The organism is Mediterraneibacter torques (assembly GCF_044591705.1).
GTDB lineage: Bacteria > Bacillota > Clostridia > Lachnospirales > Lachnospiraceae > Mediterraneibacter > Mediterraneibacter torques.
Window position 1 is genome coordinate 2,159,969 of record NZ_CP172594.1, and the last position, 25,946, is coordinate 2,185,914.

Here is a 25,946-nt window from a genome sequence, read left to right on the forward strand (position 1 = left end):
ATATTTCTTGTGCAGTTCAACATTGCAGTTCTCTTCCTGTTTCTGAGGAAAACAGTGTCGTCATACACGATAAGCATACGGTGCGGTTTTACGAACCGGATCGGCTTAACTATTACCATTACTTTGTTTACTTTTACAAGTCAGCGTGTTAAAATACCTCTATATTATAATAAGGAAAGGATTTTACTTTTATGTTTTCAGACATCACTCCTGCAAAAATCGGCTTTATCGGGCTCGGACTTATCGGCGGTTCTGTCGCAAAGGCGATCCGCACATACTTCCCCGATTATGAGCTGATTGCATTCGATAAAAATAAAGAAACTCTCGCTCTCGCAGTCCAGGAAAACATCATCGACACTTCCTGTTCTGCGATCGATGACAATTTTAAAGGCTGCAGCTATATTTTCTTATGCGCCCCCGTTTCATACAACACCGCCTGCCTTACCCAGCTAAAATCTCTGATCGATCCAGACTGTATTTTAACAGATGTAGGAAGCGTTAAAACTTCAATCCACGAAGAAATAATCTCGCTTGGTATGGAAGAAAATTTTATAGGCGGTCATCCGATGGCAGGTTCGGAGAAAAACGGATTCGCCAACTCAAAAGCTCATTTGATCGAGAACGCTTACTATATTCTCACCCCTTCAGCTAAAGTATCCGAAGAAAAAATCAATGCTTACCGGAACTTTGTTTCTTCTTTAAAAGCGCTGCCTATTGTCCTCGACTACAGGCAGCACGACTGCATAACCGGAACGATCAGCCATCTGCCTCACATCATTGCTTCTACACTTGTAAACTTCGTCCGGGATACCGATACGAAAGAAGAACTGATGAAAGCGCTTGCCGCCGGCGGTTTCAAAGACATTACGAGGATCGCATCCTCGTCCCCGGTTATGTGGCAGCAAATCTGTCTGAAAAACGGAAAAAATATCTCGCATATTTTAGGACAGTATATCGAAGCACTCATACAAGCTAAACTTTCTATAGATACGGAAGATGAAAATGCGCTTTATACTTTATTTGAATCTTCCCGCGATTATCGTAATTCTATGCCTAACACCTCGGCAGGGCCGATCAAAAAACAGTTTGCCGTATACTGTGATATTATTGATGAAACCGGAGGAATCGCGACGATCGCAACTATATTGGCAAGCAATAATATCAGTATTAAAAATATCGGCATTATCCACAACCGCGAATTTGAAGAAGGCGTACTCCGAATCGAATTTTATGATGAATCCTCCTCTTCCAAAGCTTCTGCGCTGCTGAAAAAATACCGATATATCGTATACGAAGTCTAAGAAAGAAACAATAATTTAAACAGGAGGAAAAAGCAATGGAATTAGCCGGTATTCAAGGATTAAAGGGAACAGTTTCCGTTCCCGGAGATAAATCAATTTCCCACCGATGCATCATGTTCGGATCGATTGCAAACGGAACGACGGAAATCCACAATTTTCTGAAAGGCGCGGACTGTCTTGCCACGATCCGCTGCTTTCAGTCTATGGGCATTAATATAGAAGAAACAGATCATACGATCACGGTCCACGGGAAAGGATTACACGGACTATCCGCTCCCTTAAATATCCTCGACGTCGGAAACAGCGGCACTACAACCCGCCTTTTGTCTGGCATTCTCGCGGGACAGAAGTTTGAATCAAAACTTTCGGGAGACGAGTCTTTAAACTCCCGCCCTATGAAACGGATCATCGAACCGCTTACAATGATGGGCGCAAATATTTCAAGTATTCTCAGAAACGGATGCGCTCCGCTGTACATCGCTCCGGGAAATCTGCACGGAATCCACTACGATTCCCCCGTCTCTTCCGCACAGGTGAAATCATGTATCCTGCTTGCCGGATTGTACGCAGAAGGAGAAACTTCGGTTACAGAACCGTCGCTTTCCAGGAACCACACTGAACTGATGCTGAAAGAATTCGGCGCTGACATACGGACTCTTCACTCGCTGTCAGGAACAGAAGCAACCGCATATATTAAACCGTACCCAAAACTATACGGTCAAAAAATCGTTGTTCCGGGAGATATTTCTTCTGCGGCATATTTTATCGCAGCAGGACTGATCGTTCCCGATTCGGAAATATTGATCGAACATGTGGGGATCAACCCGACCAGATCCGGTATTTTGAAAGTATGCGAAGATATGGGCGGCGATATCACACTTCTTAACGAACGATGTGAGGCCGGCGAAAAAATTGCCGACATCCTCGTCCGCACGAGCAGTCTGCACGGAATTACGATCGAAGGCGATATTATCCCGACATTGATCGACGAAATTCCGATCATCGCAGTCATGGCTGCCGTCGCAGACGGAACAACTGTCATCAAAGACGCCGCTGAACTGAAAGTAAAAGAAACTGACCGCATCGAAACTGTGACAGATAATTTAAAAGCGATGGGATGTAACGTCACCCCCACAGAAGACGGAATGATCATCACAGGCGGAACACTTCACGGCGCTTCGATCCACACCCTTCTCGATCACAGGATTGCAATGGCGTTCAGCATCGCGGCTCTTGTCGCTGACGGAACAACGAAAATCCTTGACAGTAAATGTGTGGACGTATCGTATCCTACTTTTTATGATACATTTGAACAATTATTATAATCGTATCCGAATTCATATAACTTCAAAAAAGTTATTTAACTTCCTTATTTTCAATGGTAAAAATCACGTTTTTGCTATATTGGAATTGAATAATATCAGTTTCTTAATAGAAAAAGGAGGGTACAATTTATGATTAAAAAGCTAATAAAAAAAGAAAAGAAGCAGCTTATCGCCCTATTCATATCACTTATATCTCTTATTATATTTTCTTTGATAGACAATAAAATAGATAAAATTTTTCTATTTTTCTTTATCGGGGATTTAATTATTATATTTGTCGACGTTTGTTTGGAACTTAAAAAAGATTGGAAAGGTAAAAAAGATAAAAAATAGCATTTTAAAAGAGACATTCATCGATCGCACTGTTTTCATTCGATCAGAAACAGTAGAGAATGTGAAACTTTTTCTGTAAATAATGTTTTAGAAGGTCTTCTATGGTAAAATATTTTATCATAAGGAGGCCTTTTATTATGGCAAGAGAAAAGAAACCTGTACACAAAGTACAAATGACAGAAGGAAAACGTAACATCATTCACCAGCTCTTGAAAGAATACGATATCCAATCAGCAGAAGATATCCAGGATGCGCTGAAAGATCTTCTTGGTGGAACCATCAAAGAGATGATGGAAGCGGAAATGGATGACCACTTGGGATATGAAAAATCACAACGTTCTGATAGCGGTGATTATCGCAATGGTTATAAGCGAAAAAGAGTGAATAGTCGTTATGGTTCTATGGAGATTGAAGTTCCACAAGACAGAAAATCAACTTTTGAACCTCAAGTAGTAAAGAAACGTCAGAAAGACATTTCAGATATCGATCAGAAGATTATTTCTATGTATGCAAAAGGTATGACAACCCGGCAGATTTCAGAAACAATCGAAGATATTTATGGTTTTGAAACATCCGAAGGTTTTATATCAGATGTTACAGACAAGATTCTCCCACAAATTGAAGACTGGCAGAATCGGCCATTAGATGAAGTTTATCCAATCCTGTATATTGATGCGATTCACTATTCCGTCCGTGATAATGGAGTGATCCGGAAGCTTGCTGCGTATGTCATTCTTGGGATTAATGCGGAAGGTAAGAAAGAAGTGCTTACTATCAGTATTGGAGAAAATGAAAGTTCCAAGTATTGGCTCTCCGTCTTAAACGAATTAAAAAATCGTGGTGTAAAAGATATCCTGATCATTTGTGCAGATGGACTCACAGGTATCAAAGAAGCGATTGCGGCAGCATTTCCTAAGACAGAATATCAAAGATGTATCGTTCATCAAGTGCGAAATACCTTGAAATATGTTCCAGATAAAGACAGAAAAGCATTTGCCACAGATTTGAAAACGATATATCAGGCAGCGGATGAAAAGAAAGCTTTGGCAGCTTTGGATCGGGTAATGGAAAAATGGACTGCAAAATATCCGAATTCCATGAAACGCTGGAAGGATAACTGGGATGCTATTTCCCCAATCTTCAAGTTTTCAGCAGCGGTTAGAAAGGTCATTTATACAACAAATGCCATTGAATCTCTGAATTCCACTTATCGGAAGCTGAACCGTCAGAGAAGCGTCTTTCCAAGCGATACAGCCCTTTTAAAAGCCCTTTATCTGGCTACCTTTGAAGCTACAAAAAAATGGACTGCAACAATCCGGAACTGGGCTCAGGTTTATGGAGAGTTAAGTATCATGTATGAAGGTCGCTTGCCAGAGTAATAAAAAAAGCAGAAAAACAGGCGGATTACCCGCCTGCTGTTGACATGCAATTTTGTAACTGTTATATATAAAGCAAGGGCGAAAAGCTGATTTTGTTTAAGCCTATCGCCCATTCTTATCATAGAAGATCATATTTACAGACTTTTCTTCATAGTCTCAAACAGTAAGATCATCGATGTCTCTTTTTTGTGACGGCAATAAACTAAGGTCCGGGCAACCCCGGACCTCAGCGACTGTTTACAATCGCGAAATGTGCCTTTTGGCACTTCAGACGATTGCTTTTTACAGCATCTCTTTTCTTAATTCTTCTCCGCTTTTTGCGCTTAAATATGCCGGAGCGATATCGAACACTGTCTTGCATCCGCTCTGACCTTCCGCAGCAAGTCTGTAAGCTGCGCGGGCATATGCAACGATCACGGACGATGTAAACTCAGGATTAGAGTCTAATTTTAAGCTGTACTCGATCAAATGGCTGTTTTCTCCGTCCCAGCCTGTCTTTCCGCTTCTAAGTACGAAACCGCCGTGCGGGATTCCGCTGTGATCGCGTTTTAATTCTTCTTCACTTATAAAATGAACCGTCGTATCATAATCGACAAAATAGTTCGGCATCGATTTGATCTCCGCTTCTACTTTTGCCGCGTCCGCGCCCTCTTCAAGGACAACAAAACACTCTCTTGTATGTTTCTGACGTGTCGTAAGTTCCGGGTTTTCTCCGTTTCGCACTGCCTCAAGAGCTGCTTCTGACGGAATCGTATACTGTTTTCCGTCTTTTACGCCTTCTACTCTTCTGATCGCATCTGAATGACCCTGGCTTACTCCTTTTCCCCAGAATGTATAATCTTTTCCGTCAGGAAGGATCGCGTTTGCATACAATCTGTTTAAAGAGAACATACCCGGATCCCAGCCTACGGAAATAATTCCGACTTTTCCACTCTCCTTCGCCGCAGCATCCACATTCGCAAAATGCTCCGGAATGCGGGCATGTGTGTCAAAACTGTCAATTACATTAAACAGCTTTGCAAACTCCGGCGTCTGTTTCGGAAGATCTGTCGCGCTTCCTCCGCAAAGAATCAATACGTCGATCTTATCTTTCCAGTCTGCGGTGTCATCCACACTGCATACCGGAACTCCTTCTGTCAAAATTGTCACGCCTGAAGGATCTCTTCTTGTAAATACTGCCGCAAGTTCCATATCATCATTTTGTTTTACTGCACATTCTACACCTCTGCCTAAGTTACCATATCCCAAAATACCAACTCGAATACTCATTGTCTGCACTCTCCTTTTTGAATATTTTTCGCATAGCCCTTCCCGTGACAACTCACGTTTTTCAAACTATCACTTTGCTATTATACAATCGTCAAGATAAGTTTTCAATGCCATTTTTTTGAATATTTTGTGAGTATTTCTGATCTCTTACTTTCAAAACTGTAAGTGTATAACGCGCCGTTGATTGTTATAATCTAAACAGACAGAAGCCGAAAGGAGTATTCTTATGGAACATATATTAAAACTGGAACAAGTCAAAAAATATTACGGCGGAGCTGCCGGAAATATTACGAAAGCGGTAGACGGCATTTCCATGGAAGTAAACAAAGGAGAATTTACTGCGATCATGGGTGCAAGCGGATCAGGCAAAACAACGCTTCTAAACTGTATTTCCACGATCGACACCGTAACCGCAGGACACATTACTGTCAATCATCAGGATATTACAAAAATCAAAGAAAAAGACTTTGCCTCATTCCGACGAAAGAATCTGGGATTTATCTTTCAGGACTTTAACCTTTTAGACACATTAACTATAGAAGAAAATATTTCTCTCTCGCTCATCATCAATAAAGCGAACCCGTCTTCGATCGAGCGGCGTGTCCATGCGATTGCCGACAAATTAGGTATCCGCGATATTTTATCGAAATTTCCTTACGAAGTTTCCGGCGGTCAGAAGCAGCGCTGTGCCTGCGCAAGAGCATTGATCAACGAACCGAATCTAATCTTAGCCGATGAACCTACCGGTGCTTTAGATTCCCGTTCATCGAGATTATTACTGGAAACAATGTCTGATATTAACCGGAAAATGCATACGACAATTTTAATGGTAACTCATGATCCGTTCAGCGCCTCTTTTTGCGAGCGTATCCTGTTTTTAAAAGACGGAAAATTATTCAACGAAATATTCAAAGGAGAAAAAAGCAGAAAAGAATTTTTCAATGAAATATTGGATATATTGACCTTGCTCGGAGGTGAATTGGGAAATGTTAGGTAAACTGGCTTATCGAAACGCAAAAAGAAGTATCAAAGATTATTTGATCTATCTGATTACAATAACACTTTCTTTTTCTTTAATACTTGCGTTTAATCTTGTGGCAAGTTCTGATGAGGTTGCAGCGCTGTCATCCGGAATGAGCACATTTAAAAATGTATTGATCTTCGTAAATATCGTCATCGTATTTGTAGTATGTTTTTTAATCAACTACACGACGAAATTTATGTTTGAAAAAAGAAGCAAAGAATTCGGAACATATATGCTGCTCGGTATCAAAAAAACATCAATCGCCCGTCTGCTTGTAACGGAAAATATATTAGTAGGAATCTTTGCATTTATTTTGGCAATCCCTATCGGCTTTGTATTCAGTCAGTTTATATCTGTAATCATCGTAAAACTGCTCAAAATACCGAAAACAATCTTCATCTTTGTAAACTTTGTGTCTATCGGAATGCTGGCTGTTTACTTTCTGCTGATCTACCTTTTAGTTCTTCTAAATCTGTTAAGACGAATAAGGAAAATGACTGTACACGATTTTCTTTACTTTGAAAAGCAAAATGAAACGAAAATGTTTCACGGAAACAGAAAACGAAACATTTTATTTCTATTGAGTATCATACTCGGAATTGCCGCTCTTGCCCTTTGGGCTTCCCGGTGGACACTGGAAAAAAACGGAGCACAGGAAACGCTCACTTATTTAATTATCAGTATGTCGATACTGATCGTAAGTATGTACGGCATTTGTGCCACATGCGCAGACATGTTATTGTCCGCTTTATTGAAAAGCAAAAAAATAAAATACAAAAAAGATTACCTTTTTACAGCCAGAACGTTTGCGTCAAAGGCGCGGACAATGAGTTTTACGTTCGGAACTCTTTCTATGCTGATCCTGCTTTCTTTATTATGTTTAAATTATTCAAGCATATGCAAAGGAGTCTATCATAGAAGTATTGAATTAACAGCTCCTTACGACGTTGATATTTTCGATTATGAACAGCCTTTTGACGATTTTAACGAATATCTTCGTGTGATAGATGAAGATTATACGATAAACGAATCAATCGAATTTAATATTTACAAAGATCCTGCCCATCAAATACAAAATTACTACGATGTTCAATTTTATAATTTTGATCCGGTAATGAAATTAAGCGACTATAATAAATTATTAAAAATGCGCAGCTTAACTCCGATCGAGCTAAAAAGCGACGAATATTTCCTTGTCACCGACCGCCAGTTGTTATATAAAGTGGAAGGTAACAACGAGATCCAAAATATCCGGTTCGCAGATCAAAAGCTGCATTTAAAAGGAATCGATACAAACTCCTTTTGGTATACTATGAATAATACAGGCAGATTTACGGTAATTGTTCCCGACAAATATGTCAGCGGATTAGAAATAAGCGAAAAGCATCTGATCGCAGACACGAAAGAAGATACAACATCTAAATTGGAAGAAAAAATAAAAACGGATTTAAACCATCTGCTCGTCACAAAAAATGATGACAACGAGACAATCCGCGAATATTACAGAGTCAATGTAAGAGGTACTGCTGTCGAGGAACAAAATACAATGACTGCAATGATCGCAAGCCTCTGCCTGTATATTGCTTTCATCCTGATCTCTGCAGTAGGTACAATTCTTGCGATACAATCGTTGAGCGACTCTGCAAAATATAAATACCGCTACACGACACTGCAAAGGCTCGGCGTAAACGATTCTTCTATTTTTCGGACGATCCGCAGACAATTACTTATCTTTTTCTTTGTACCTGTCATTTGTCCTGTGATTGCCGGATTTTGTATGTTAGCTTCTATGAATAATGTTTATCATATCATGCTGGAAAGCAGATATACTTACCTGCTCTATTTTATAAGCGGATTAGCGATTTTCTTTTTCATATACGGTATTTACTGGATCACGGCTTACATCGGCTTTAAACGAAATATCAATGAGGAGAGTTAGATTTTTCTGGCTCTCCCGCCGTAATTTTATTATAATAATAAATCAGGAATACTAAGCAAAAGGATCACCGCAATTACAAAAAGCAAATCAAGAGGTACGGAAAATGAAAATTGCAATTATAGAAGATGACAAAATCACCCGTCTCGAACTTTCCAAATTACTGAACTCGCACGGATATGAAACTGTTTTATTAACAGATTTCGAGAATTTATCAGAAGAATCAAAAAAATATTCTTTCGATCTGATCTTACTGGATATTAATCTTCCATACGAAAACGGATATGAAATATGCAGGAAGATGAAAAAGCTCATGTCTGTACCGATTATTTTTGTGACAAGCAGGGACACAAGCGCCGACGAACTGCTAAGTATTCAGGCAGGAGGGATCGATTTTATCACGAAACCATATGACACACTTATTCTCCTGGAGAAAATCAAACGGGCACTTCAATTATCAAATCCGAATAATTTCCGGGAACTTACAAAAAAAGACTGCACTCTCGATCTTCATTTGTCCGTATTAAAATACGAAGGAAAAAGTATCGAGCTGACAAGGAACGAATTTCGCATTTTATATTATTTTTTCATGAACGAAGATAAGATCATCAGTAAAGAAGAGCTATTAGAAAAACTATGGAACGATAAATATTATTTAGATGAAAACGTACTGCTTGTTAATATGACCCGGTTAAAAAAGAAAATGAAAGAAATCGGAATTATTCATCTATTAGAAAATATAAGAGGAAAGGGGTGGAAGTTGTGAGCTTTTTGACATTTTTAGAAGGGAAAATATCCGAATTATTATTTCAAATTTTCTTTCTTTCAGGCATTGTATTTCTCTTGATTTTCTACGATGTAGATTCATCATTTATTATTTTATCGGCAGTCCTTTTTCTTTCGGCGCAAATCTCTTTTCTATGGTTTTCATTTCAAAAGAAACAAAAAGATTCACAACGCATTATTAATCTTGCAGATGAGCTTCAAGAGAGCTATTATATCTCAGATATTTTGCCAAAGCCGGGCGACCCTCAGAACAAAGCCTACTATTATGCGTTAAAAAAAGCGTGCAAAGCTATGAATGACAAAATCTCACAAATCGAAAAAGAAAAACAAGAATACGAAGAATATGTAGAAAGCTTCGCGCATGAGATCAAAATTCCGATCGGCGCGTTATCTTTGACTTTTGACAACACAAAAAACTATGCGCTGAAAAAAGAAACCGACAAACTCTATCGCCTTACAGAACAGATGCTTTATTATGCGCGAAGCGAAAGTACAGAAAAAGATTATTTTGTAAAAAAACTGAACTTAGAAGAAGTCATACACAACGTCATTTTAAAGTTCCGCCATGATCTGATCGATCACAAAGTCATAATAGAAACTCATGCGATTGACCAGATCGTCTACACAGATGAGAAATGGCTGACTTTCATACTGTCACAGATCATACAAAATTCGATCAAATACTTTGACAAACAAGAAAATAAACTTACGATAACCGGTCAGGATAACGACACAAATATTATCCTTTCGATCAAGGACAACGGCTGCGGCATCTCCTCTTCCGACCTGTCAAGAGTATTTGAAAAAGGGTTTACCGGATCTGACCGGAGCAAATCGAACTCAACAGGCGTAGGGTTATATCTCGCCCGAAAACTTTCCTTTCGTCTGGGACTAAAATTAGATATTGCATCCGAAGAAAAAGAATATACCATATTACAGATCACTTTTCCGAAAGGAACGGTTCACCGGATCTGAAAATCTATCCTCTGTTTGCCAGGTAGCTTTCCGTCAGCGCAACCGCATCTAAAATGCATTGGTCGCAGCTTACTCTTTGCTTTCCGTCCACAACGCTTTTGAGTTCACGGCAGTAATATGTTCCGTTTTTCTCTTTAAACCGATTGGCGTATTCTTTTACTTTCTTATATGTATCTGCTTTTGTAAGTTTTCCGTTGTCAGGATTTCCAACGCTATTATCCAGTCCCATCACCATAAACATACCAGTAACCGCACCGCATATGTCCATCATGCCCATACCGAAACCAAAACCTTCAGCAATACGAAACATCGTTTCTTCATCCACTCCAAACTCCTCACAAAAAGAACATGCCACTGCTTGTGAGCAATTATATCCTTTCTTATGATATTCCAAAGCTTTCTTTGCTCTTTCATTCATTTCTTGCATTTCATTGATTTCCATACTCATCCGTTTCTCCTTTTTTATCTTATCTTGTTCTTTTCAAACTCATTTCCAACTTTGTTTATCGCCATAGCCTGCGTCATCCTCCCAATAAAATATCAGATCAAAACGGCGTTTTGCCAGATGGCTTCCGCGTAAAAGTATAACAGGTGAAGAAAAGATATGCAACCATTCCCGTATCTTCACCTGCACAGCCCTCACTACACGTCTCTTACGCTTCTTCCGCCGCTCGCTGCATATCGTTCCTACATCTTTTCTTTCTCACCGATCTGTTCTTCGATCCGTAAGAGTCTGTTGTATTTTGCCACTCTCTCAGACCGGCATGGCGCTCCTGTTTTGATCTGCCCGGTATTAAACGCCACGGCGATATCAGCGATGATCGTATCTTCTGTTTCTCCGGAACGATGCGATACAATTACATTATAACCTGCTTCCTGAGCTGTTTTTATCGTCTCGAACGTTTCACTTAAAGTACCGATCTGATTAACTTTTATGAGTATCGCATTAGCGGCTCCAAGTTCGATCCCTTTTCTCAATCTCTGCGCATTTGTGACAAAAAGATCATCTCCTACAAGCTGGACTCTGTTTCCAATCTTTTTCGTAAGCTTTTTCCACCCGTCCCAATCTTCTTCATCAAGCGGATCTTCGATCGAAAAAATCGGAAATTCTTCAACAAGTTCCTCATAATAAGAGATCATCTCTTCTGTCGTCCGCACGACAGGTTCTCCTTTTTTCCCTTCTCCCGCGAAAATATATCCGCCTTTTTCTTCAATATACAGCTCAGACGCCGCCACATCAAGCGCGATCATAATATCCCGCCCCATACGGTATCCTGCCCTTTCTGCCGCATCCCTTATCGTCCGAAGCGCTTCTTTCGTATCTGCAAGTTCAGGCGCAAATCCGCCTTCATCCCCAACTCCTGTCTGAAGACCTTTTCCTTTCAGAACCGCTCTTAGCATATGATAGATTTCCGCACAAATACGAAGTCTCTCCCGAAAAGAAGTCTCTCTTACCGGAACGATCATAAACTCCTGTATGTCTAACGGGTTATCGGCATGTACTCCGCCATTTAAAATATTCATCATCGGAACCGGCATCTTCTTCGCCTGAACCCCTCCCAAATATCTGTATAAAGGAATATTCAGTCCTTTCGCCGCCGCTCTTGCCGCCGCCATGGACACTCCTAAAATCGCGTTTGCACCGAGGTTGCTTTTATTTTCTGTTCCGTCCGCTTTACAAAGAGCACGGTCGATCTCCTTTTGATCGAACACGTTCATTCCTATCACCGCTTTTGCCAGACAACTGTTCACATTTTCAACTGCCCGCTCCACTCCTTTTCCTCCGTAACGCTCTTCCTGATCCCGAAGCTCCACAGCCTCATATTTTCCTGTTGAAGCGCCGGATGGAACTGCGGCTCTGCCGACGATATTTTCCCCTGCGAGAACTTCAGCCTCAATCGTAGGATTTCCCCGTGAATCTAATATTTCCCTTGCAAATATATCCCGAATCAACATCTCTTTATCCATATACTGTCTCCTTATTTATTTTCTTTCTTTCTATTCTTTTATTAATACATTATCTCCTCATTTTTATACTTAATGCGTTGACTTTTTATTTTTAGAAGATTACAATTCGAGTAGAGTTTTTAATTTCATACTTTGGAGAAAATAAAATGAATAAATTAAAACATTTCTTTATGCTTACATTCAGCACGCTTCTTATTGCATTCGGAACATACTTTTTTAAATTTACGAATAATTTCACTTTTGGCGGAATTACCGGTCTTGCCGTTCTTATCGCTAAAACCGGACTCATTTCGGCAGGTGACTTTAACTTTATCGCAAGCATGATTCTGCTCATCATCGGAATGTTCATCCTCGGGAAAAAATTCGCCGCAACTACCGCCTACTGCAGCATCCTTCTCTCCGTTTCGCTCTCGGTGCTGGAACGGCTCTTTCCTATGCACTCTCCTTTTACCGATGAACCGATGCTTGAATTATGTTTTGCCATAGCTCTTCCGGCGCTTGGATCGGCGATTCTTTTTAACATCGGTTCTTCCAGCGGCGGAACAGATATCATCGCAATGATCCTGAAAAAATATTCCAGCTTCGACATCGGCAAGGCATTATTGATTTCAGATGCATTGATAACGGCATCCGGATTTTTTATTTTCGATATAGAAACCGGACTGTTTTCCCTGCTCGGACTTTCTATTCGTTCTTTCATGATCGACACATTTATCGAAAGCTTTAACCTGTCGAAATATTTTAACGTCGTATGCGATAACCCTGAGCCGATCTGTGATTACATCGTACATACGCTCGGACGAAGCGCCAGCGTGTGTCTCGCCAAGGGAGCGTATTCAGGAAATGATAAATACATCATCCTCACTGCTTTAAACAGAATGCAGGCTGTGCATCTTCGCAACTTTATCCGTGAAAATGATAAAGAAGCTTTCATCCTTATCTCAAACACAAGCGAGATCATCGGAAAAGGCTTTCACAGCGTATAAATCACAAAACGCGCAAAAAAGCATTCCAAAATCATAAGCGGCTGGCAAAGCCTTAGGAAAACCCGGACTTTGTCTCGTCGCCGTTACAACAGGAGGCTGTAATTCTAACAATTAAATTCTTGTCAGAATTACAGCCTCCTTACAATACATATCATTAATTATAATTCATGATAATGCGGAATAATATCTTCATAATGTCCGTCATTCATTTCAAACCCTTTTGGAATCGTTCCTAAACGGACAAAACCAAGCTTTTCATAAAGTTTCAAAGCTCCTGCATTGCTTTTCACAACCGCATTAAACTGTAAAATGCGAAAGCCGAATTTTTTTCCCATTTTCATGCAATGTTTTACAAGCATTTCCCCGATATGAAGTCCCCGCATATCTTTTCGGACAGCATAACTTGCATTACATATGTGACCGCATCTTCCGATATTATTCGGATGCAAAATGTACATTCCGACAATTTCTTTTTTCTCTTCGTCATAAGCGATCCCCGTAAATGTCTGCTCTTTAAAAAACAGATCTCCTGTCGACTCTGTAAGAGTCTCTTTCTGTGGAAATGCGATCCCTTCTTTTACAACTTCGTTCCAGATGGCAATCGTTTCTTTTACATCCTCTTCCGCATACTGTCTGATCTTAATATCCACACTATTTCCTTCTTTCGTATCTATGATTTAATGAAAAAAATGATCCCCGATCTGGATTCCCCAGTTTCCGTTTCCGAAGGAAAGGCAATCGCCAATCGGATTACTTCCCGCAAGAGCGTCTGCCGCTGCCTGCATCGCTGTCTCTGTATAGCCTCCCGACGAAAGAACCGAATCAAGCCACCCTGTCATCGCCGGTCCGAACTGCCCAGACTGATAGATCACTTCACTGATCGTATTCGGATAAGAACCGCTTCTCACACGATTCATTACAACTGCTCCGACTGCAACCTGACCTTCATATGGCTGATTTCCCGCTTCGCAATAGATAAGAGCGGCAAGAAGTTCCTGCTCCCCTGCCATAACATTCGCCGCTTCCAACTGTGTCGCTTCCAAAGCCGCTGCCTGTGCTGCTTGTTCTTCGGCAATTCTTGCTTCTTCTGCGGCTCTTTCTTCCTCTGCCCGAATCATTTCTTCAATACGGACAGCCTCTGTTTTCCATACGTCTCCTGCCGTTTGAACGCTTTGCGAAACCTGTTTCGTTCCTTTGATCATACTAATCGTACCGTCCACAACTGAATCCCCGATCTGAACGGCTATTTCACCTCCCGCATAACGGAGATCTCCGGCGGTATTCATCTTTGTCCCGGGACTTGTAAATCCCGAAAGCAGCATAACACTTGACACTGTAAGATGCAGCGCCACAATCATTCTTTTTTTATTATAATTCATATACTCCTCCTCGTAAACATTTGCAATATCTTCACAATATATTTTTAATAATCCCCTTTTAAAATATATGTGTTGTTTTCATATTTATTACAGATATTACAAAAATGTTACGACTGGGATTGTACTACAAAGAAAAGAAGTTGTCAACTTTTTTCTTTCTCATTTTTTGCTGCATCTTTTTCTGCCGCAAAAAAACAGTCCTATCCGCATCTTTTCAAAACAAAGATACAGATAAGACTTTCATCTACTTGATCATTTACGCAAAAACATTGCGATCCGCTTATACAAAAGAAATGTAACCGCCCCGTTTATTCCCGCTTTTATCACATTGAAGCCGATAATAAACGGCATTAATTTCCATACGACATCTTTTGATACTCCCATAAACATCGGAGTAATCAATAAATTTGCCCCGACCATAACAACTGCCATTGCAGCCATTCCCGCCGTCAATCCAAAAACAGCCGTTGCCTTTGTCTTTTTTCTGTTGTAGATCATTCCAGATACGAGGACAAGAACACCCGTAGCGATCATATGCATCAATATCCCATACAGTCCGCTCCCCGCACTCACTGTCAGTCCCTGAACAACCGCCGTCACAACTGTCAAAACAAGCCCAGCCTCCGGTCCGAAGGCAAATGTTCCGATCAGAATAGAAATATCCGCCGGATCATACTCTAAAAACGGCACTGCCGGAAAAATCGGAAAATGAACAAGATATACCATCGCTACCGATATGGCTACCATCACTCCCATTTTTACCATTTTCACTGTTTTCTTCTTACTCATCACCATTTTTACCGTTCCTGTTTCCTCTTCCATTTTTTCTTCTCCTTTTTTTCGTTTCTGCAATTTTATAAATAAACATCCACCCGCCTAGCGGGTGGTTTTTCATTTTCGGGCATAGCCCTAATATTACTAGCCACGCACAAGTGCGTCTTTTATTGGCCTGCCAGCCACGCGCAGGATTACTTGCTACCCGTAAACGGGTCTCGCGGATCGAATAGACTAATCTGATCCATTTCCTTATCTTGTTTTAGCTGGTTGGCTATGTAACTTTTTATTGCTGCCGTGTTCTTCCCTACTGTATCAACATAGTATCCCTTACACCAAAACTCGCGGTTTCGGTATGCAAATTTCATATTTCCGAATCTCTGAAATATCATTAGGCTACTCTTTCCTTTTAAGTATCCCATGAATCCCGAAACGCTCATTTTGGGCGGGATACTCAGAAGTAAATGAATATGATCCGGACATACTTCTCCTTCGATGATTTCAACACCTTTCCATTGGCACAGTGTTCGGATTATTTCACGAATTGCTTCTTTCTTTTCGTTATAAAATACTTTCCTTCGATATTTAGGTGCAAACACTACATGATATTTGCAATTCCATTTTGTATGTGCTAAGCTTTTTACGTCTGTATTTTGTTCTGACATTATACGGTCCTCCTAATGTGTTTTTATTTACGTAACTGGCAGGTCACGTTTTTATTATACACATTAGGAGTTTTTATTTCTGAATACACCGCTAAAGCTTTCACGGAACCACGCGACTATCGCGTGGTTTTCTTGATACAAAAAATCCCGAACATATATCATGTTCGGGATAAACTGCACCTGTGTAACTTACCGCCCTTTCCTGAGCAATAAGCGGCACTATCTTCTCTCATCCAGACTATACTGTCGGTATCGGAATTCTTTCTGTTTAAGAAAGTCACCGATTCCACCGCATCGCTGCGGGTCGCGGACTATACCGCCGGTTGGGACTTGCACCCTACCCCGAAGATCGTATTCCATTTACTCTATTCATTATAAATCTATAGTTCTCTATTTTCAAGGACTTTGTTTTCTTTTTAACCTCTATTTTCACATTTTCACAAGCACAAATCCTCCAAAAAAACAAATTTTCTTATGGGTAGTCACTTTTTTAATTTACTTTATCATCTTTTTATTTCTTTTATCACTTTTTCATGTATATAAATATTGTAATAATATCATTTTTCTTTCTGATGCCTTGATTTCTCCGTCAAAGATTCCTCTTTATCCGTTTTTTTCATATTTGGTTCAAATTTTTTCATATTTGGTTCAAAAGTTCCTCACATTTTTTACACATTTTCTGTGTATACTAAAAGTGTTCTCAGATGAGAACACTTTTTCATAAACTTTTTCCCCCATGAGCCGCAGAAATGTGGCTCATCCTTTTTATATCGTTCTTTATGACATCACTCTTCCGCGCATCTTTCCCCAAAGGCGAACCTGAACATAATCATATGCCTTATCATAGATAAGTATTCCTATCTGTCCGGCTATCATAACACCGACAAGAATCGGGGTCGATACTGCTTTTGCAAATAACATTTCTCTGAAAATAACAACGATCGGGATATATACAAGATTAAAGATTCCGTATTTAAAAAGAAGAAACGCCGTCCTGCTCTTTTCTTCCCGCACATGCCGCACGATCCATCTCCATGCAGCTTCTCTCCCCCATATGTATAATCCCATCGCCGCAAATGTAAACACATAAAACTTATTCGGCGCTGTAATAAATCCAAGTATCACTCCTGCCGCATAAAATGCCGCTCCTATCCTAAGTCCGAACTCCCGGATAATGATCCCGACAAAAAAAGATGCCGCCGCCAGCAGAAATAATGTGCTCGTCTCGATCACACTGCCCAACACCATAAAGATCACAGTCAGCGCAAGAAGAAGTCCGCTAAACGCCATTGTTTTTGCCTTTACATGCATGAACACAAGTCGCCTCCCATACATTCGCACAACGAATCCGCAACAAACAGATCACAACACATATTGCCTGTACCGCACGGTGTAGTACCGCTGCTGTATCCATTGCCATAAGAGCTGTTCTGATAACGGCTGCTCGCATAATTCAACTGATTCAAAAGCTGTCTGTACTGCATATTGTTCGGCTCCATATTCACAGCCTGAGCCGCATGGTCTCTTGCCAGAACATTATTGCCAAGTCCCGCATTCGCACAGCTGCTTAAATAATACCAGATTGCAGATCGTTCGTTAATCTGATCAAGCGTGTTGAGCGCTTCGCGAAATCTTCTGCTGTTAATATAATTCACAGCCGCCTGAAGCCTCGGATCCTGCTGTGCGTTCTGATAATTACCGCCCGCACCATAAGAAGAACTGCCCGAGGACGACCCGTAACCATAAGAATATCCGCCGCCCGAAGCTCTCTCTTTCATGATCATATCATAAGCTTCCTGTACTTCTTTAAACTTTTCTTCTGCAAGATCTGCAAGAGGATTATCAACATTCGCATCCGGATGATACTTTCTTGTAAGATCACGATATGCTTTTTTTATCTCATCATCTGACGCGCTTGGAGAAACGCCGAGCACTTCATACGGGTTATTTATCATTTTTTCTGTTCCTCACTTTTCTTTCTCTGTATCTTATTATAACAATTCCACACTCCATCATACAATATATTCCGCAAAATGTCTATATCCGAAAGGCATGGAAGCTTCTCAAATTCTGCCGTACTCTCTGCTATCATCATGCATAAGATCTGTTTGATCCGCTCTTCATATCCTTCTTCTTCGGCAATCTTCTTCAACGGGTTATAGCATCCTTTTTCCAGATCATTCGGCAGATCTTCATATGCGTCCATAAGATAAATAAACTTTCCCATAAAAAATCCCATCTTCCGAAGAGTTTCTTCCCACCGGTCTTTTTTATATAAAAACAGCTCTTCCATCAGTTTCCCGAAACATCCTGCCGTTTTATCCAAATCTGTACTTCCTTCTCTTTCGCAAACAGACAATTCATTCAGAGCCGATTCGATTGCCCTGCTCTGCCTCGGATATTGTTCCATGATTTTTTTTACTTTACCTCGAAGCATCGTTTTTACAGTCAGGCTTGAAACTTTCCTTTCATCCTGCCAATCATCTTCCATATGATAATATGCCATCAACACGTTCATGGCCGCACCATATGACGTAATCTCGTTTGTCAACATTATCTGCTTTTTTACCGGATGCACTTTGCAGCAATGCATATCTGCTCTCGTGTCACTTTCATATAGCGAAGATAACAAAATAATTGCAAATGTCATATCATATGTAAGTGTCATCTGACCTATAAACCCATACTCTTCTTTTAATACATGACACAAACCGCAATAATATGCCTTATATTTTTTTAAATCTTTCACCTTTAATTCCGGTTCACATACCGTCACATACCCAAACATCACTCTTCTCCTCAAACACTTCTTCATTTTCTACATTGTCTTGCTTTGACATGCTTTCATTGTAAAACAATATTTTCCGTCACATTCTTATCGCATTATAACACGCATTCGGCCTGCTGTTTATAAAAATACGGTGAATTATAACTGTGTACTGTTACACAGCTTGCTGATATTAACTATAAATAGCCTTTACAATGTTTTATAAAGTATTTTCAACGTCAGATTCTAATTGTAAACCTGTTTTTATTTTAGGTTGACTTTTGTTTCATTTTCTATTATACTACGCTCGGATACACCAATAAAACCGTGTTCTTTTTCATAACAGTTTTTATGTGCTTTCGTTCTTTTTTATCAAACCATACATTTTACGTAAAGGAGTAATCTTATGAACCAGCGCCTCACTGCCTCACAGGCAGAAAAAACAAAAAAAATCACAATGATCGGACTTATGACAGCTGTAACATGCATTCTCGGACCTCTTTCCCTCCCGCTTCCATTTAGTCCTGTGCCGATCACTCTGACAAACTTTGCGGTTTTTCTTTCTATTTATATACTCGGAATGAAATACGGAACGATCAGTCTGCTCATTTACCTTGCTCTCGGTACAATCGGACTTCCTGTCTTTTCGTCGTTCAGCGGCGGTCTTGGGAAGCTAGCCGGACCGACCGGGGGATATTTGTTCGGTTTCATCTTCCTTGCACTCATCCATGGATTTTTTATGCTGAGATTTCATAAAAAAACGTTTGCTTCAATCATCGGCATGACTCTCGGCATGATTGCCTGTTATCTATTCGGAACGATATGGCTTGCACTACATATGAGCCTTACTTTCAAAGCTGCCCTTATGATCGGAGTCATCCCTTATCTTCCCGGAGATGCTGTCAAGATCGCTCTCGCAGCAATCATCGGACCGAAACTATCAAGCGCAATACAAAAGACACAGAAATGATTATATACTTTCTTAATTCCCTGTTTATAATTTTTCGTATTCTTTTATAGTTTAAACATACTTTTGACATATTTGTTCTTTATAATCTGAGTTAGATAGTTGATAAGCAACTATCTTCCCCTCATAAAGTTGAAGTGTCAAAAGCACTCTACTTTAACTCTCATTCCTTTAGATAACTATAAAACAACGAAACCCGTTAGCCGGAAGGTTAGCGGGTTTTCGCTGTTTATCGTATTCTATGCATCATTTAAAACTATCAAAACAAACTGTCCTATACAAAAAGATCCCGCTTAACGCAGGATCTTTTTCTCACATATAAGAAGCACTTTCACATAACATAACCGTTCTGCTTCTGTTTTTCTTTTTATTCTGCATGAAGGATTTTATAAACTCCGCCCTGAACAATTACAACTGTCGGATCTTTTGTCGGTTCTCCGTCTTCACTCCATGTAATTGATTTTCCTGTCATTCTGTCAACTTTGATCTCTGTCATCGCTTTTTTCAAAGCATCACTCATATCGGAAACGCTCATATCAGGTGTAAGTTCAGCCTTTTCTGCTGCCTCTTTGATCACATATACGCAGTCATAAGCATCCGCTGCAAACTGATTCGGAGTTCCCTTGAAAGCAGCTTCAAAATCGGATACAAATTTCTGTGTCGCTTCATCTTCCGCATCTGCCGTAAACGGTGTAAGGAACATTAAATTCTCAGCCAACGCTGCATCAAATCCGTCTAATGCAAGCAGTCCGTCCATTCCGTCACATCCGAACCACTTCGGTGCAAATCCCATTTTGTTTGCCTGAGCAAGAATCAAAGATGCCTCCTGATAATAAATCGGCAGGAAAACAAGTTCTGCGCCTGCGTCTTTCGCTTTCTGAAGCTGAACGGAAAAGTCTGTCTTACTGTCTGCCGTAAACGCTTCTGCCGCTACAATATCAAGTCCGAGTGTTTTCGCCTGCTCTGCGAATTTCTGATAAACTCCCGATGAATATGTGTCGGAACTGTTGTAAATAACCGCTATCTTTTTCGCCAGATTATTCTCTGAGATATAATCAGCCGATGCTTTTCCCTGATCCGGATCTGAGAAGCACATACGGAATGCATTGTCATACTGAATACTTTCTACAGCCGTTGCCGACGGTGTGAGCTGGAACATATTATCTGCATGTGTCTCTTCTACAACTGCCGTACACGGTGTTGATGTCGTCGTTCCGACTAACATCTGCATTCCCCAGTCTTTCAGCGTATTGTACGCATTAACCGACTTTTCGGAATCAGACTGGTCATCCTCAAATTTAAATTCGATCTGATATCCGTTGATACCGCCAGCTTCATTGATCTCGTCAATCGCAAGCTGGATACCGTTTTGTACTGCCGTACCATAAATCGCCGCATCTCCTGTTGTAGGTCCGATACCTCCGATCTTAAATGTATCCGCGTCTGCCGAACCCTTGTCACTTCCGCCGCCGTTTCCGCAAGCCGCCATTGATACTGTCAGAGCTGATACAAGCGCGATACTTGCTGCTTTCTTCCACATTTTCATAACTAAAACTCCTCCTTGCTAACTTACTGTGTTACTATGGTAACTTGCAGAAGCAGTTTTGTCAAGAGAAAAAACAGATTGTACTCTGTTTTTTCCCTCAAGCTTTTTCACCGATAAAATCAAACCGCTGATTTAAAACTCTTTTTTTTCTAAAATCCGCTGACTCCAAAACCACGAAGCAATCGTAACAATAACTGCCGCCACTATGACAATCGCTGCAATCCCATATTCTCCTATATTGAAAGCAGCCAGAAGAAACTTCTCTTTTAAAGTTTCCGACAGCATTCCTGCTAATTTTGCAGCAATCAGGGCAATCACCATTGCTCCTCCGAATACAATAGGAATAACCAAGCGGCCCTTCTCGCTTTCAAATCTTAATTTCAAAGGAATCATAATATCGTTTAAAATCAATACGGTGATTGTATAAACTCCGTACATCAAGATAAGTTCAGTCAAGCTTTCTTTCGGAGTAAGTAAGAAAAACTGTACAACGACTGAGATTATGCCGACCAAAAACGAAATCGCTGTCATGATCAAAACAAACACGTACTTTTCATTTACATACTGTCTTCTTGTAATCGGCAGAGTAAACAAAAACGGATAACCGTTATCATATTCATCATAACTGATCGTACTTACCGTAAACAAAGTAAAAATAAAAGTGACATATCCAACTGCCGCATAAAGTTCTTTCGTCATGATCCCCATCATCGTTCCGATGATCAAAAAGACCAGCAGCAGATTTTTCCCATTATTTTTCATTAATTTCAAATCTTTGATCAAAAGTCCTTTCACAGTTCGTTCCCTCCTATCATCATCGCAATCAATTCGTCTACAGTGCCTTTTTCCACTACAATATCCGGATAATTTTCGATATAATATTGTTTCTCTTTTGTCAGACAGGCATATCCATAATGTTCTTTCCTTTTTTTCAGCAAATACCTCTTGTCAAGTTCCTCAAACTGCTTTTCATCTACTTTCAGCAATCCGTATTGATTCAGAAGTACATCCGTATCTTCATGAAAGATAATCCTTCCTTCATGAATCATATAAATATCGTCGCACAAACCTTCCAGATCAGAAGAAATATGGGAACTGATCAAAATTGTTCTCTCCCCGTCTTCCTCCATATATTCTCTGAACAGATTCAAAATACTTTCTCTCGCCATCACATCCAGACCTGCTGTCGGTTCATCAAGAAGCAGAAACTTCGCTTTATGCGTCAGCGCGCAAAGCACTTTCAACTTTGCTTTCATTCCGGTTGAAAACTCTTTAATCGATTTATTAAGAGGAATATCCAACTTATTACACAAATCCAGAAAACGCGACTTCTCAAATTCGGTATATAGCGACTCCATCACCGGTATGATATCTTTTACTTTTAAATATCCGCTGAATCCCGAATCTGTCAAAACAATTCCCATCTTCGCTCTGTCTTTCGCTGTTAGCTCCAAAGGTTTTTTCCCGAAGATAGTGATTTCTCCTCCATCCGGCTTTATAAGGCCGAGAAGCGCTTTAAATGTTGTACTTTTTCCTGCTCCGTTTTCACCTACGAGCGCCGTAATATACCCTTTTTCCACCTTCATCGAACAATTCAGCTCGAAATTTTCATATTTTTTTTGCAATTTATTTATTTCCAACATCTTTTAGTCCTCCATGATCAACTCTAACATTTCCCTAATCTGACTGTCATCCAGACCACATCCTCTTGCCTTTTGAACTACTTTTTCCAGATCGCTTTCTATCTCTCTTTTCAATTCCTCTAATATCCGCTCTTTATTTGAAGCCGCGACATAAGTTCCCTTTCCGTGAATCGTCACTGTAAATCCTTCCTGTTCAAGATTATCATACGCTTTCTTTACAGTCAGCGCACTGATCTTCAACTCTTTTGCAAGAGTTCGGACTGAAGGAAGAGCATCATTTTGCTTCAGATCTCCGCCTGTAATAAGTGATTTGATCTGATCCATAATTTGTTCATAAATCGGTACCATCGACGAACTGTTGATTATAATCTTCATATACTTCCTCCTTTCGTCAAACAGTATATAACAGTATATAACTGTTTGTCAACTGTTATATACTGTTTATTTGAAAGTTCATCATAACTTTTCCAAAATGCAAATCCATTTTCTTACATTAACCCAGAAATATCAGAAGGCACATTTCCGTTACAAAAAGCGGGATCGACTGTTTTTTCAACAATCGATCCCGCTATACTAACCGTCCCGGCGCTTCGGACTATCGTTCCATCATACTGATAGACTCTATTCCTACGCTTCCTCCCCGGACAACTTCTATTGTTTTAAATTCTTCCTTCATTAATTTTACGACCGCGTCGTTTTTCGTAGCAGTCTGAACAAACTCCACAAGCACACTGTCTTTTCCGTAATCGATCACTTTCGCCTTAAACGTTTCCGCAATCTGAAACACTTCAACTTTATCCTCAGGTGTGCATTTAAACACTTTCACATATAAAATTTCTTTCATACGCACAAAGATATTTGTAAAATCAATCACTTTGATCACTTCTACCATTCGGTTCAGCTGTTTTTTGATCTGCTCAAAAGTTTCATCATCGCTCACTGTAGCGATCGTCATTCTTGATACTGTCGGGTCTTCCGTTGTTCCTACTGTCAGACTGTCCAGATTATATGTCTTTCCGGAAAAAAGTCCTGTAATTTTTGAAAGTACGCCGACTTGATTTTCAACATAAAGGGAAATCCATCTTTTTTTCATTTTATTTTCCATATTCACGCGCTCCCTTCTAACATTCCACAATCATTTCTTCCAGTGTTCCGCCCGGTTTTATCATCGGATAAACCATCTCTTCCGGATCAATGATAAACTCGATCAAAGTTGGCACAGTTGTATTTTTTCCGGCTTCTTCAAAAGCCTCCTTTATCTCTTCTTTCTTTGTCACGCGGATTCCCTTTGCGCCGTAACTTTCTGCCAGACGCACAAAATCCGGTGTATATTCCGGCATTTCTTCCCCATTTGTTCTTCGGAACAACGCCCCGGAACGCAGATTCGTCATCCCGTAGCGTTTTCCATAAAACAGTTTCTGCCACTGACGGACCATACCGAGATATTCATTATTAAAGACGCACAGAATCAACGGAAGTTCCTCCAAAACAGCAGTCGCAAACTCCTGTATATTCATCTGCATTCCGCCATCACCGGAAATCGCGATCACGGTTCTGTCCGGATTGCCTATCTTCGCTCCGATCGCAGCGGGGAATCCATATCCCATAGTTCCGAGTCCGCCTGATGTAACGAGCTGCTTCTTTTCCGTTATTTCTGCATACTGCGTCACAAACATCTGATGCTGTCCTACATCCGTTGTAATAATAGCATCGTCAAACTGTCTGTTCATCTCTTCGATAATATCTCTTGGTCCTATCGAACCGTGAACTTTCATTGTAAGCGGATGTTCTGCATTCCACTGCGCGATACGTTCTAACCACTCTTTTGTCTCACATGGTTCCACATATTCTCTCATCTTCGCCACAGCTTCTTTCGCATCGGCAACAATAGGCACATGCACATGAATATTTCTTGATATCGACGCTGTATCAATATCTATATGTACAATCTGTGCATTCGGTGCAAATTCATGAAGTTTCCCTGTAATCCGATCATTAAAACGAGTACCGATAGAAAACAACAGATCGCATTCGCTCACTGCCATGTTCGCGGCATACGCCCCATGCATTCCCAGGTTTCCGATAAACAGCGGATGATCTGTCGGAACCGCGCCTCGTCCCATGATCGTCGTCACTACAGGAACGTTTGTTATATTGACTACTTCCGTAAACTCTTTATTCGCTCTTGCGATATTCACTCCGCCTCCTGCAAGAAACAGCGGTTTTTTCGCCTTATTGAGCATCTTAAGCGCGCGTTTAAGCTGCCCCATATGAACGCTCGTATTCGGCTTATATCCACGAAGATTTACCGTTTCCGGATATTCCGGGCTTCCAAGCTCACTCATCACATCTTTCGGAAGGTCGATCAGCACTGGTCCCGGTCTCCCTGTCCGCGCAATATAAAACGCCTCTTTAATGATCCTTCCAAGATCTTCTCTTTTACTCACGGTCACACCGTACTTTGTAATACTTCGTGTGATTCCTACGATATCCACTTCCTGAAACGCATCGTTTCCGATCAGATGGCGGGCCACCTGACCTGTAAAACAAACTAACGGCACACTGTCATAATTCGCCGTTGCCAACCCGGTAACAAGATTCGTCGCTCCCGGACCGCTTGTCACAAGGCACACGCCGACTTTCCCCGTTGTCCGCGCATATGCATCTGCCGCATGTACAAGCGCCTGTTCATGTCTTGGCAAGATCACTTTGATCTCATCTTGTCTGTATAACTCATCGCTAATATCAATCGTACACGCTCCCGGATATCCGAAAATCGTATCGACTCCTTCTTCTTTTAACGCTCTTACGAGCAGCTTATTTCCCGTAATCTGTCTCAAAATCTTACCTCCTCAAACTAAGGGTCTGTCTCTCATACTCTCATTGCCTGAAAAAACAACAACTCCGAATCCAAATTTTCTCT

General features: G+C 40.5%; 26 protein-coding genes and 1 riboswitch. Of the genes, 10 read left to right on the forward strand and 16 right to left on the reverse strand.

All coding sequences use genetic code 11. The features are described 5' to 3' along the window. Positions 1–191: 191 nt before the first annotated feature. The 4 genes from ACH9UM_RS10210 (at position 192) to ACH9UM_RS10225 (ending at position 4,338) form a co-directional block, all read left to right on the forward strand. Complete coding sequence (locus ACH9UM_RS10210; RefSeq protein ID WP_004846094.1) at positions 192–1,301, forward strand: prephenate dehydrogenase; 1,110 nt, start codon at positions 192–194, stop codon at positions 1,299–1,301. Between the two features lie 35 nt (positions 1,302–1,336). Further along, on the forward strand, positions 1,337–2,626 hold the full coding sequence (gene aroA, locus ACH9UM_RS10215) for a 3-phosphoshikimate 1-carboxyvinyltransferase (protein WP_004846096.1): 1,290 nt from the start codon (positions 1,337–1,339) through the stop codon (positions 2,624–2,626). Between the two features lie 129 nt (positions 2,627–2,755). Beyond that, positions 2,756–2,959, forward strand: coding sequence for a hypothetical protein (locus ACH9UM_RS10220; protein ID WP_009321477.1), 204 nt, complete (start codon positions 2,756–2,758; stop codon positions 2,957–2,959). Positions 2,960–3,096: 137 nt separating this feature from the next. Further along, on the forward strand, positions 3,097–4,338 hold the full coding sequence (locus ACH9UM_RS10225) for an IS256 family transposase (RefSeq protein ID WP_009321026.1): 1,242 nt from the start codon (positions 3,097–3,099) through the stop codon (positions 4,336–4,338). Positions 4,339–4,620: 282 nt separating this feature from the next. Here the strand turns inward: ACH9UM_RS10225 and ACH9UM_RS10230 are convergent, their stop codons facing one another. Next, on the reverse strand, positions 4,621–5,607 hold the full coding sequence (locus ACH9UM_RS10230) for a diaminopimelate dehydrogenase (protein ID WP_400091268.1): 987 nt from the start codon (positions 5,605–5,607) through the stop codon (positions 4,621–4,623). A 226-nt stretch (positions 5,608–5,833) separates the two neighbouring features. Here ACH9UM_RS10230 and ACH9UM_RS10235 point away from each other — a divergent pair, with 226 nt between their 5' ends. From ACH9UM_RS10235 to ACH9UM_RS10250, 4 genes are all read left to right on the forward strand, one after another. Then, the gene (locus ACH9UM_RS10235; RefSeq protein ID WP_004846099.1) at positions 5,834–6,604 is read left to right on the forward strand and encodes an ABC transporter ATP-binding protein; all 771 of its coding nucleotides are present in this window, start codon (positions 5,834–5,836) and stop codon (positions 6,602–6,604) included. Continuing rightward, on the forward strand, positions 6,594–8,570 hold the full coding sequence (locus tag ACH9UM_RS10240) for an FtsX-like permease family protein (RefSeq protein WP_055159296.1): 1,977 nt from the start codon (positions 6,594–6,596) through the stop codon (positions 8,568–8,570). The genes ACH9UM_RS10235 and ACH9UM_RS10240 overlap by 11 nt, the downstream gene beginning before the upstream one ends. A gap of 103 nt (positions 8,571–8,673) precedes the next feature. Then, positions 8,674–9,333 carry a response regulator transcription factor gene (locus tag ACH9UM_RS10245; protein WP_004846101.1) on the forward strand — a complete coding sequence of 220 codons (660 nt, stop codon included), beginning with the start codon at positions 8,674–8,676 and terminating at the stop codon, positions 9,331–9,333. Further along, a complete protein-coding gene (locus tag ACH9UM_RS10250; RefSeq protein WP_009243455.1) occupies positions 9,321–10,328 on the forward strand; it encodes a sensor histidine kinase in 1,008 nt (335 codons plus the stop codon). Before ACH9UM_RS10245 ends, ACH9UM_RS10250 begins: the two co-directional genes overlap by 13 nt. Positions 10,329–10,332: 4 nt before the next feature. Here the strand turns inward: ACH9UM_RS10250 and ACH9UM_RS10255 are convergent, their stop codons facing one another. Together ACH9UM_RS10255 and eno are read right to left on the reverse strand one after the other, a co-directional pair. Beyond that, complete coding sequence (locus ACH9UM_RS10255) at positions 10,333–10,776, reverse strand: C-GCAxxG-C-C family protein (protein ID WP_004846103.1); 444 nt, start codon at positions 10,774–10,776, stop codon at positions 10,333–10,335. A gap of 239 nt (positions 10,777–11,015) precedes the next feature. Further along, a complete protein-coding gene (gene eno, locus ACH9UM_RS10260) occupies positions 11,016–12,296 on the reverse strand; it encodes a phosphopyruvate hydratase (RefSeq protein WP_009243456.1) in 1,281 nt (426 codons plus the stop codon). A 146-nt stretch (positions 12,297–12,442) separates the two neighbouring features. Here eno and ACH9UM_RS10265 point away from each other — a divergent pair, with 146 nt between their 5' ends. Beyond that, the gene (locus ACH9UM_RS10265; protein WP_004846108.1) at positions 12,443–13,282 is read left to right on the forward strand and encodes a YitT family protein; all 840 of its coding nucleotides are present in this window, start codon (positions 12,443–12,445) and stop codon (positions 13,280–13,282) included. A gap of 158 nt (positions 13,283–13,440) precedes the next feature. Here the strand turns inward: ACH9UM_RS10265 and ACH9UM_RS10270 are convergent, their stop codons facing one another. From ACH9UM_RS10270 to ACH9UM_RS10300, 7 genes are all read right to left on the reverse strand, one after another. Next, complete coding sequence (locus ACH9UM_RS10270) at positions 13,441–13,932, reverse strand: GNAT family N-acetyltransferase (protein WP_009243457.1); 492 nt, start codon at positions 13,930–13,932, stop codon at positions 13,441–13,443. A gap of 27 nt (positions 13,933–13,959) precedes the next feature. After that, positions 13,960–14,661, reverse strand: a complete 702-nt coding sequence (locus ACH9UM_RS10275) for a cell wall hydrolase (RefSeq protein WP_009243458.1) — start codon at positions 14,659–14,661, stop codon at positions 13,960–13,962. Positions 14,662–14,913: 252 nt separating this feature from the next. Further along, a complete protein-coding gene (locus ACH9UM_RS10280) occupies positions 14,914–15,483 on the reverse strand; it encodes an ECF transporter S component (protein ID WP_009320984.1) in 570 nt (189 codons plus the stop codon). Positions 15,484–15,629: 146 nt separating this feature from the next. After that, on the reverse strand, positions 15,630–16,100 hold the full coding sequence (gene tnpA / locus ACH9UM_RS10285; protein WP_004845078.1) for an IS200/IS605 family transposase: 471 nt from the start codon (positions 16,098–16,100) through the stop codon (positions 15,630–15,632). A 217-nt stretch (positions 16,101–16,317) separates the two neighbouring features. Continuing rightward, positions 16,318–16,454, reverse strand: a riboswitch (FMN riboswitch). Between the two features lie 423 nt (positions 16,455–16,877). Continuing rightward, positions 16,878–17,411: a hypothetical protein gene (locus ACH9UM_RS10290; RefSeq protein WP_004846117.1), complete on the reverse strand. Its 534-nt coding sequence runs from the start codon at positions 17,409–17,411 to the stop codon at positions 16,878–16,880. Continuing rightward, entirely contained in the window at positions 17,402–18,055 is a 654-nt protein-coding gene (locus tag ACH9UM_RS10295) for a J domain-containing protein (protein ID WP_004846118.1), read from the reverse strand. Before ACH9UM_RS10295 ends, ACH9UM_RS10290 begins: the two co-directional genes overlap by 10 nt. Next, positions 18,052–18,888 carry a DUF5685 family protein gene (locus tag ACH9UM_RS10300; RefSeq protein ID WP_004846119.1) on the reverse strand — a complete coding sequence of 279 codons (837 nt, stop codon included), beginning with the start codon at positions 18,886–18,888 and terminating at the stop codon, positions 18,052–18,054. The genes ACH9UM_RS10295 and ACH9UM_RS10300 overlap by 4 nt, the downstream gene beginning before the upstream one ends. 385 nt (positions 18,889–19,273) lie before the next feature. Here ACH9UM_RS10300 and ACH9UM_RS10305 point away from each other — a divergent pair, with 385 nt between their 5' ends. Then, positions 19,274–19,837 carry a biotin transporter BioY gene (locus ACH9UM_RS10305; protein ID WP_004846121.1) on the forward strand — a complete coding sequence of 188 codons (564 nt, stop codon included), beginning with the start codon at positions 19,274–19,276 and terminating at the stop codon, positions 19,835–19,837. 364 nt (positions 19,838–20,201) lie between these two features. Here the strand turns inward: ACH9UM_RS10305 and ACH9UM_RS10310 are convergent, their stop codons facing one another. The 6 genes from ACH9UM_RS10310 to ilvB form a co-directional block, all read right to left on the reverse strand. Then, positions 20,202–21,380, reverse strand: coding sequence for an ABC transporter substrate-binding protein (locus ACH9UM_RS10310; protein WP_009243463.1), 1,179 nt, complete (start codon positions 21,378–21,380; stop codon positions 20,202–20,204). A gap of 132 nt (positions 21,381–21,512) precedes the next feature. Next, on the reverse strand, positions 21,513–22,175 hold the full coding sequence (locus tag ACH9UM_RS10315; RefSeq protein WP_009243464.1) for an ABC-2 transporter permease: 663 nt from the start codon (positions 22,173–22,175) through the stop codon (positions 21,513–21,515). Then, positions 22,172–23,023, reverse strand: a complete 852-nt coding sequence (locus tag ACH9UM_RS10320; RefSeq protein ID WP_004846125.1) for an ABC transporter ATP-binding protein — start codon at positions 23,021–23,023, stop codon at positions 22,172–22,174. Before ACH9UM_RS10320 ends, ACH9UM_RS10315 begins: the two co-directional genes overlap by 4 nt. 3 nt (positions 23,024–23,026) lie before the next feature. Further along, a complete protein-coding gene (locus ACH9UM_RS10325) occupies positions 23,027–23,398 on the reverse strand; it encodes a GntR family transcriptional regulator (protein WP_004846126.1) in 372 nt (123 codons plus the stop codon). Between the two features lie 220 nt (positions 23,399–23,618). After that, positions 23,619–24,128, reverse strand: coding sequence for an acetolactate synthase small subunit (gene ilvN, locus ACH9UM_RS10330; RefSeq protein WP_004846127.1), 510 nt, complete (start codon positions 24,126–24,128; stop codon positions 23,619–23,621). A gap of 16 nt (positions 24,129–24,144) precedes the next feature. Then, on the reverse strand, positions 24,145–25,863 hold the full coding sequence (gene ilvB / locus ACH9UM_RS10335; protein WP_009243466.1) for a biosynthetic-type acetolactate synthase large subunit: 1,719 nt from the start codon (positions 25,861–25,863) through the stop codon (positions 24,145–24,147). Positions 25,864–25,946 lie beyond the last annotated feature (83 nt).

Excerpts from the sequence above, each read along its gene's own strand:
- ACH9UM_RS10210 (WP_004846094.1), top strand. The coding sequence starts at position 192 with ATGTTTTCAGACATCACTCCTGCAAAAATCGGCTTTATCGGGCTCGGA.
- aroA (WP_004846096.1), top strand. The coding sequence starts at position 1,337 with ATGGAATTAGCCGGTATTCAAGGATTAAAGGGAACAGTTTCCGTTCCC.
- ACH9UM_RS10220 (WP_009321477.1), top strand. The coding sequence starts at position 2,756 with ATGATTAAAAAGCTAATAAAAAAAGAAAAGAAGCAGCTTATCGCCCTA.
- ACH9UM_RS10225 (WP_009321026.1), top strand. The coding sequence starts at position 3,097 with ATGGCAAGAGAAAAGAAACCTGTACACAAAGTACAAATGACAGAAGGA.
- ACH9UM_RS10230 (WP_400091268.1), bottom strand. The coding sequence starts at position 5,607 with ATGAGTATTCGAGTTGGTATTTTGGGATATGGTAACTTAGGCAGAGGT.
- ACH9UM_RS10235 (WP_004846099.1), top strand. The coding sequence starts at position 5,834 with ATGGAACATATATTAAAACTGGAACAAGTCAAAAAATATTACGGCGGA.
- ACH9UM_RS10240 (WP_055159296.1), top strand. The coding sequence starts at position 6,594 with ATGTTAGGTAAACTGGCTTATCGAAACGCAAAAAGAAGTATCAAAGAT.
- ACH9UM_RS10245 (WP_004846101.1), top strand. The coding sequence starts at position 8,674 with ATGAAAATTGCAATTATAGAAGATGACAAAATCACCCGTCTCGAACTT.
- ACH9UM_RS10255 (WP_004846103.1), bottom strand. The coding sequence starts at position 10,776 with ATGAGTATGGAAATCAATGAAATGCAAGAAATGAATGAAAGAGCAAAG.
- eno (WP_009243456.1), bottom strand. The coding sequence starts at position 12,296 with ATGGATAAAGAGATGTTGATTCGGGATATATTTGCAAGGGAAATATTA.
- ACH9UM_RS10265 (WP_004846108.1), top strand. The coding sequence starts at position 12,443 with ATGAATAAATTAAAACATTTCTTTATGCTTACATTCAGCACGCTTCTT.
- ACH9UM_RS10275 (WP_009243458.1), bottom strand. The coding sequence starts at position 14,661 with ATGAATTATAATAAAAAAAGAATGATTGTGGCGCTGCATCTTACAGTG.
- ACH9UM_RS10280 (WP_009320984.1), bottom strand. The coding sequence starts at position 15,483 with ATGGAAGAGGAAACAGGAACGGTAAAAATGGTGATGAGTAAGAAGAAA.
- tnpA (WP_004845078.1), bottom strand. The coding sequence starts at position 16,100 with ATGTCAGAACAAAATACAGACGTAAAAAGCTTAGCACATACAAAATGG.
- ACH9UM_RS10290 (WP_004846117.1), bottom strand. The coding sequence starts at position 17,411 with ATGCATGTAAAGGCAAAAACAATGGCGTTTAGCGGACTTCTTCTTGCG.
- ACH9UM_RS10295 (WP_004846118.1), bottom strand. The coding sequence starts at position 18,055 with ATGATAAATAACCCGTATGAAGTGCTCGGCGTTTCTCCAAGCGCGTCA.
- ACH9UM_RS10300 (WP_004846119.1), bottom strand. The coding sequence starts at position 18,888 with ATGTTTGGGTATGTGACGGTATGTGAACCGGAATTAAAGGTGAAAGAT.
- ACH9UM_RS10305 (WP_004846121.1), top strand. The coding sequence starts at position 19,274 with ATGAACCAGCGCCTCACTGCCTCACAGGCAGAAAAAACAAAAAAAATC.
- ACH9UM_RS10310 (WP_009243463.1), bottom strand. The coding sequence starts at position 21,380 with ATGAAAATGTGGAAGAAAGCAGCAAGTATCGCGCTTGTATCAGCTCTG.
- ACH9UM_RS10320 (WP_004846125.1), bottom strand. The coding sequence starts at position 23,023 with ATGTTGGAAATAAATAAATTGCAAAAAAAATATGAAAATTTCGAGCTG.
- ACH9UM_RS10325 (WP_004846126.1), bottom strand. The coding sequence starts at position 23,398 with ATGAAGATTATAATCAACAGTTCGTCGATGGTACCGATTTATGAACAA.
- ilvN (WP_004846127.1), bottom strand. The coding sequence starts at position 24,128 with ATGGAAAATAAAATGAAAAAAAGATGGATTTCCCTTTATGTTGAAAAT.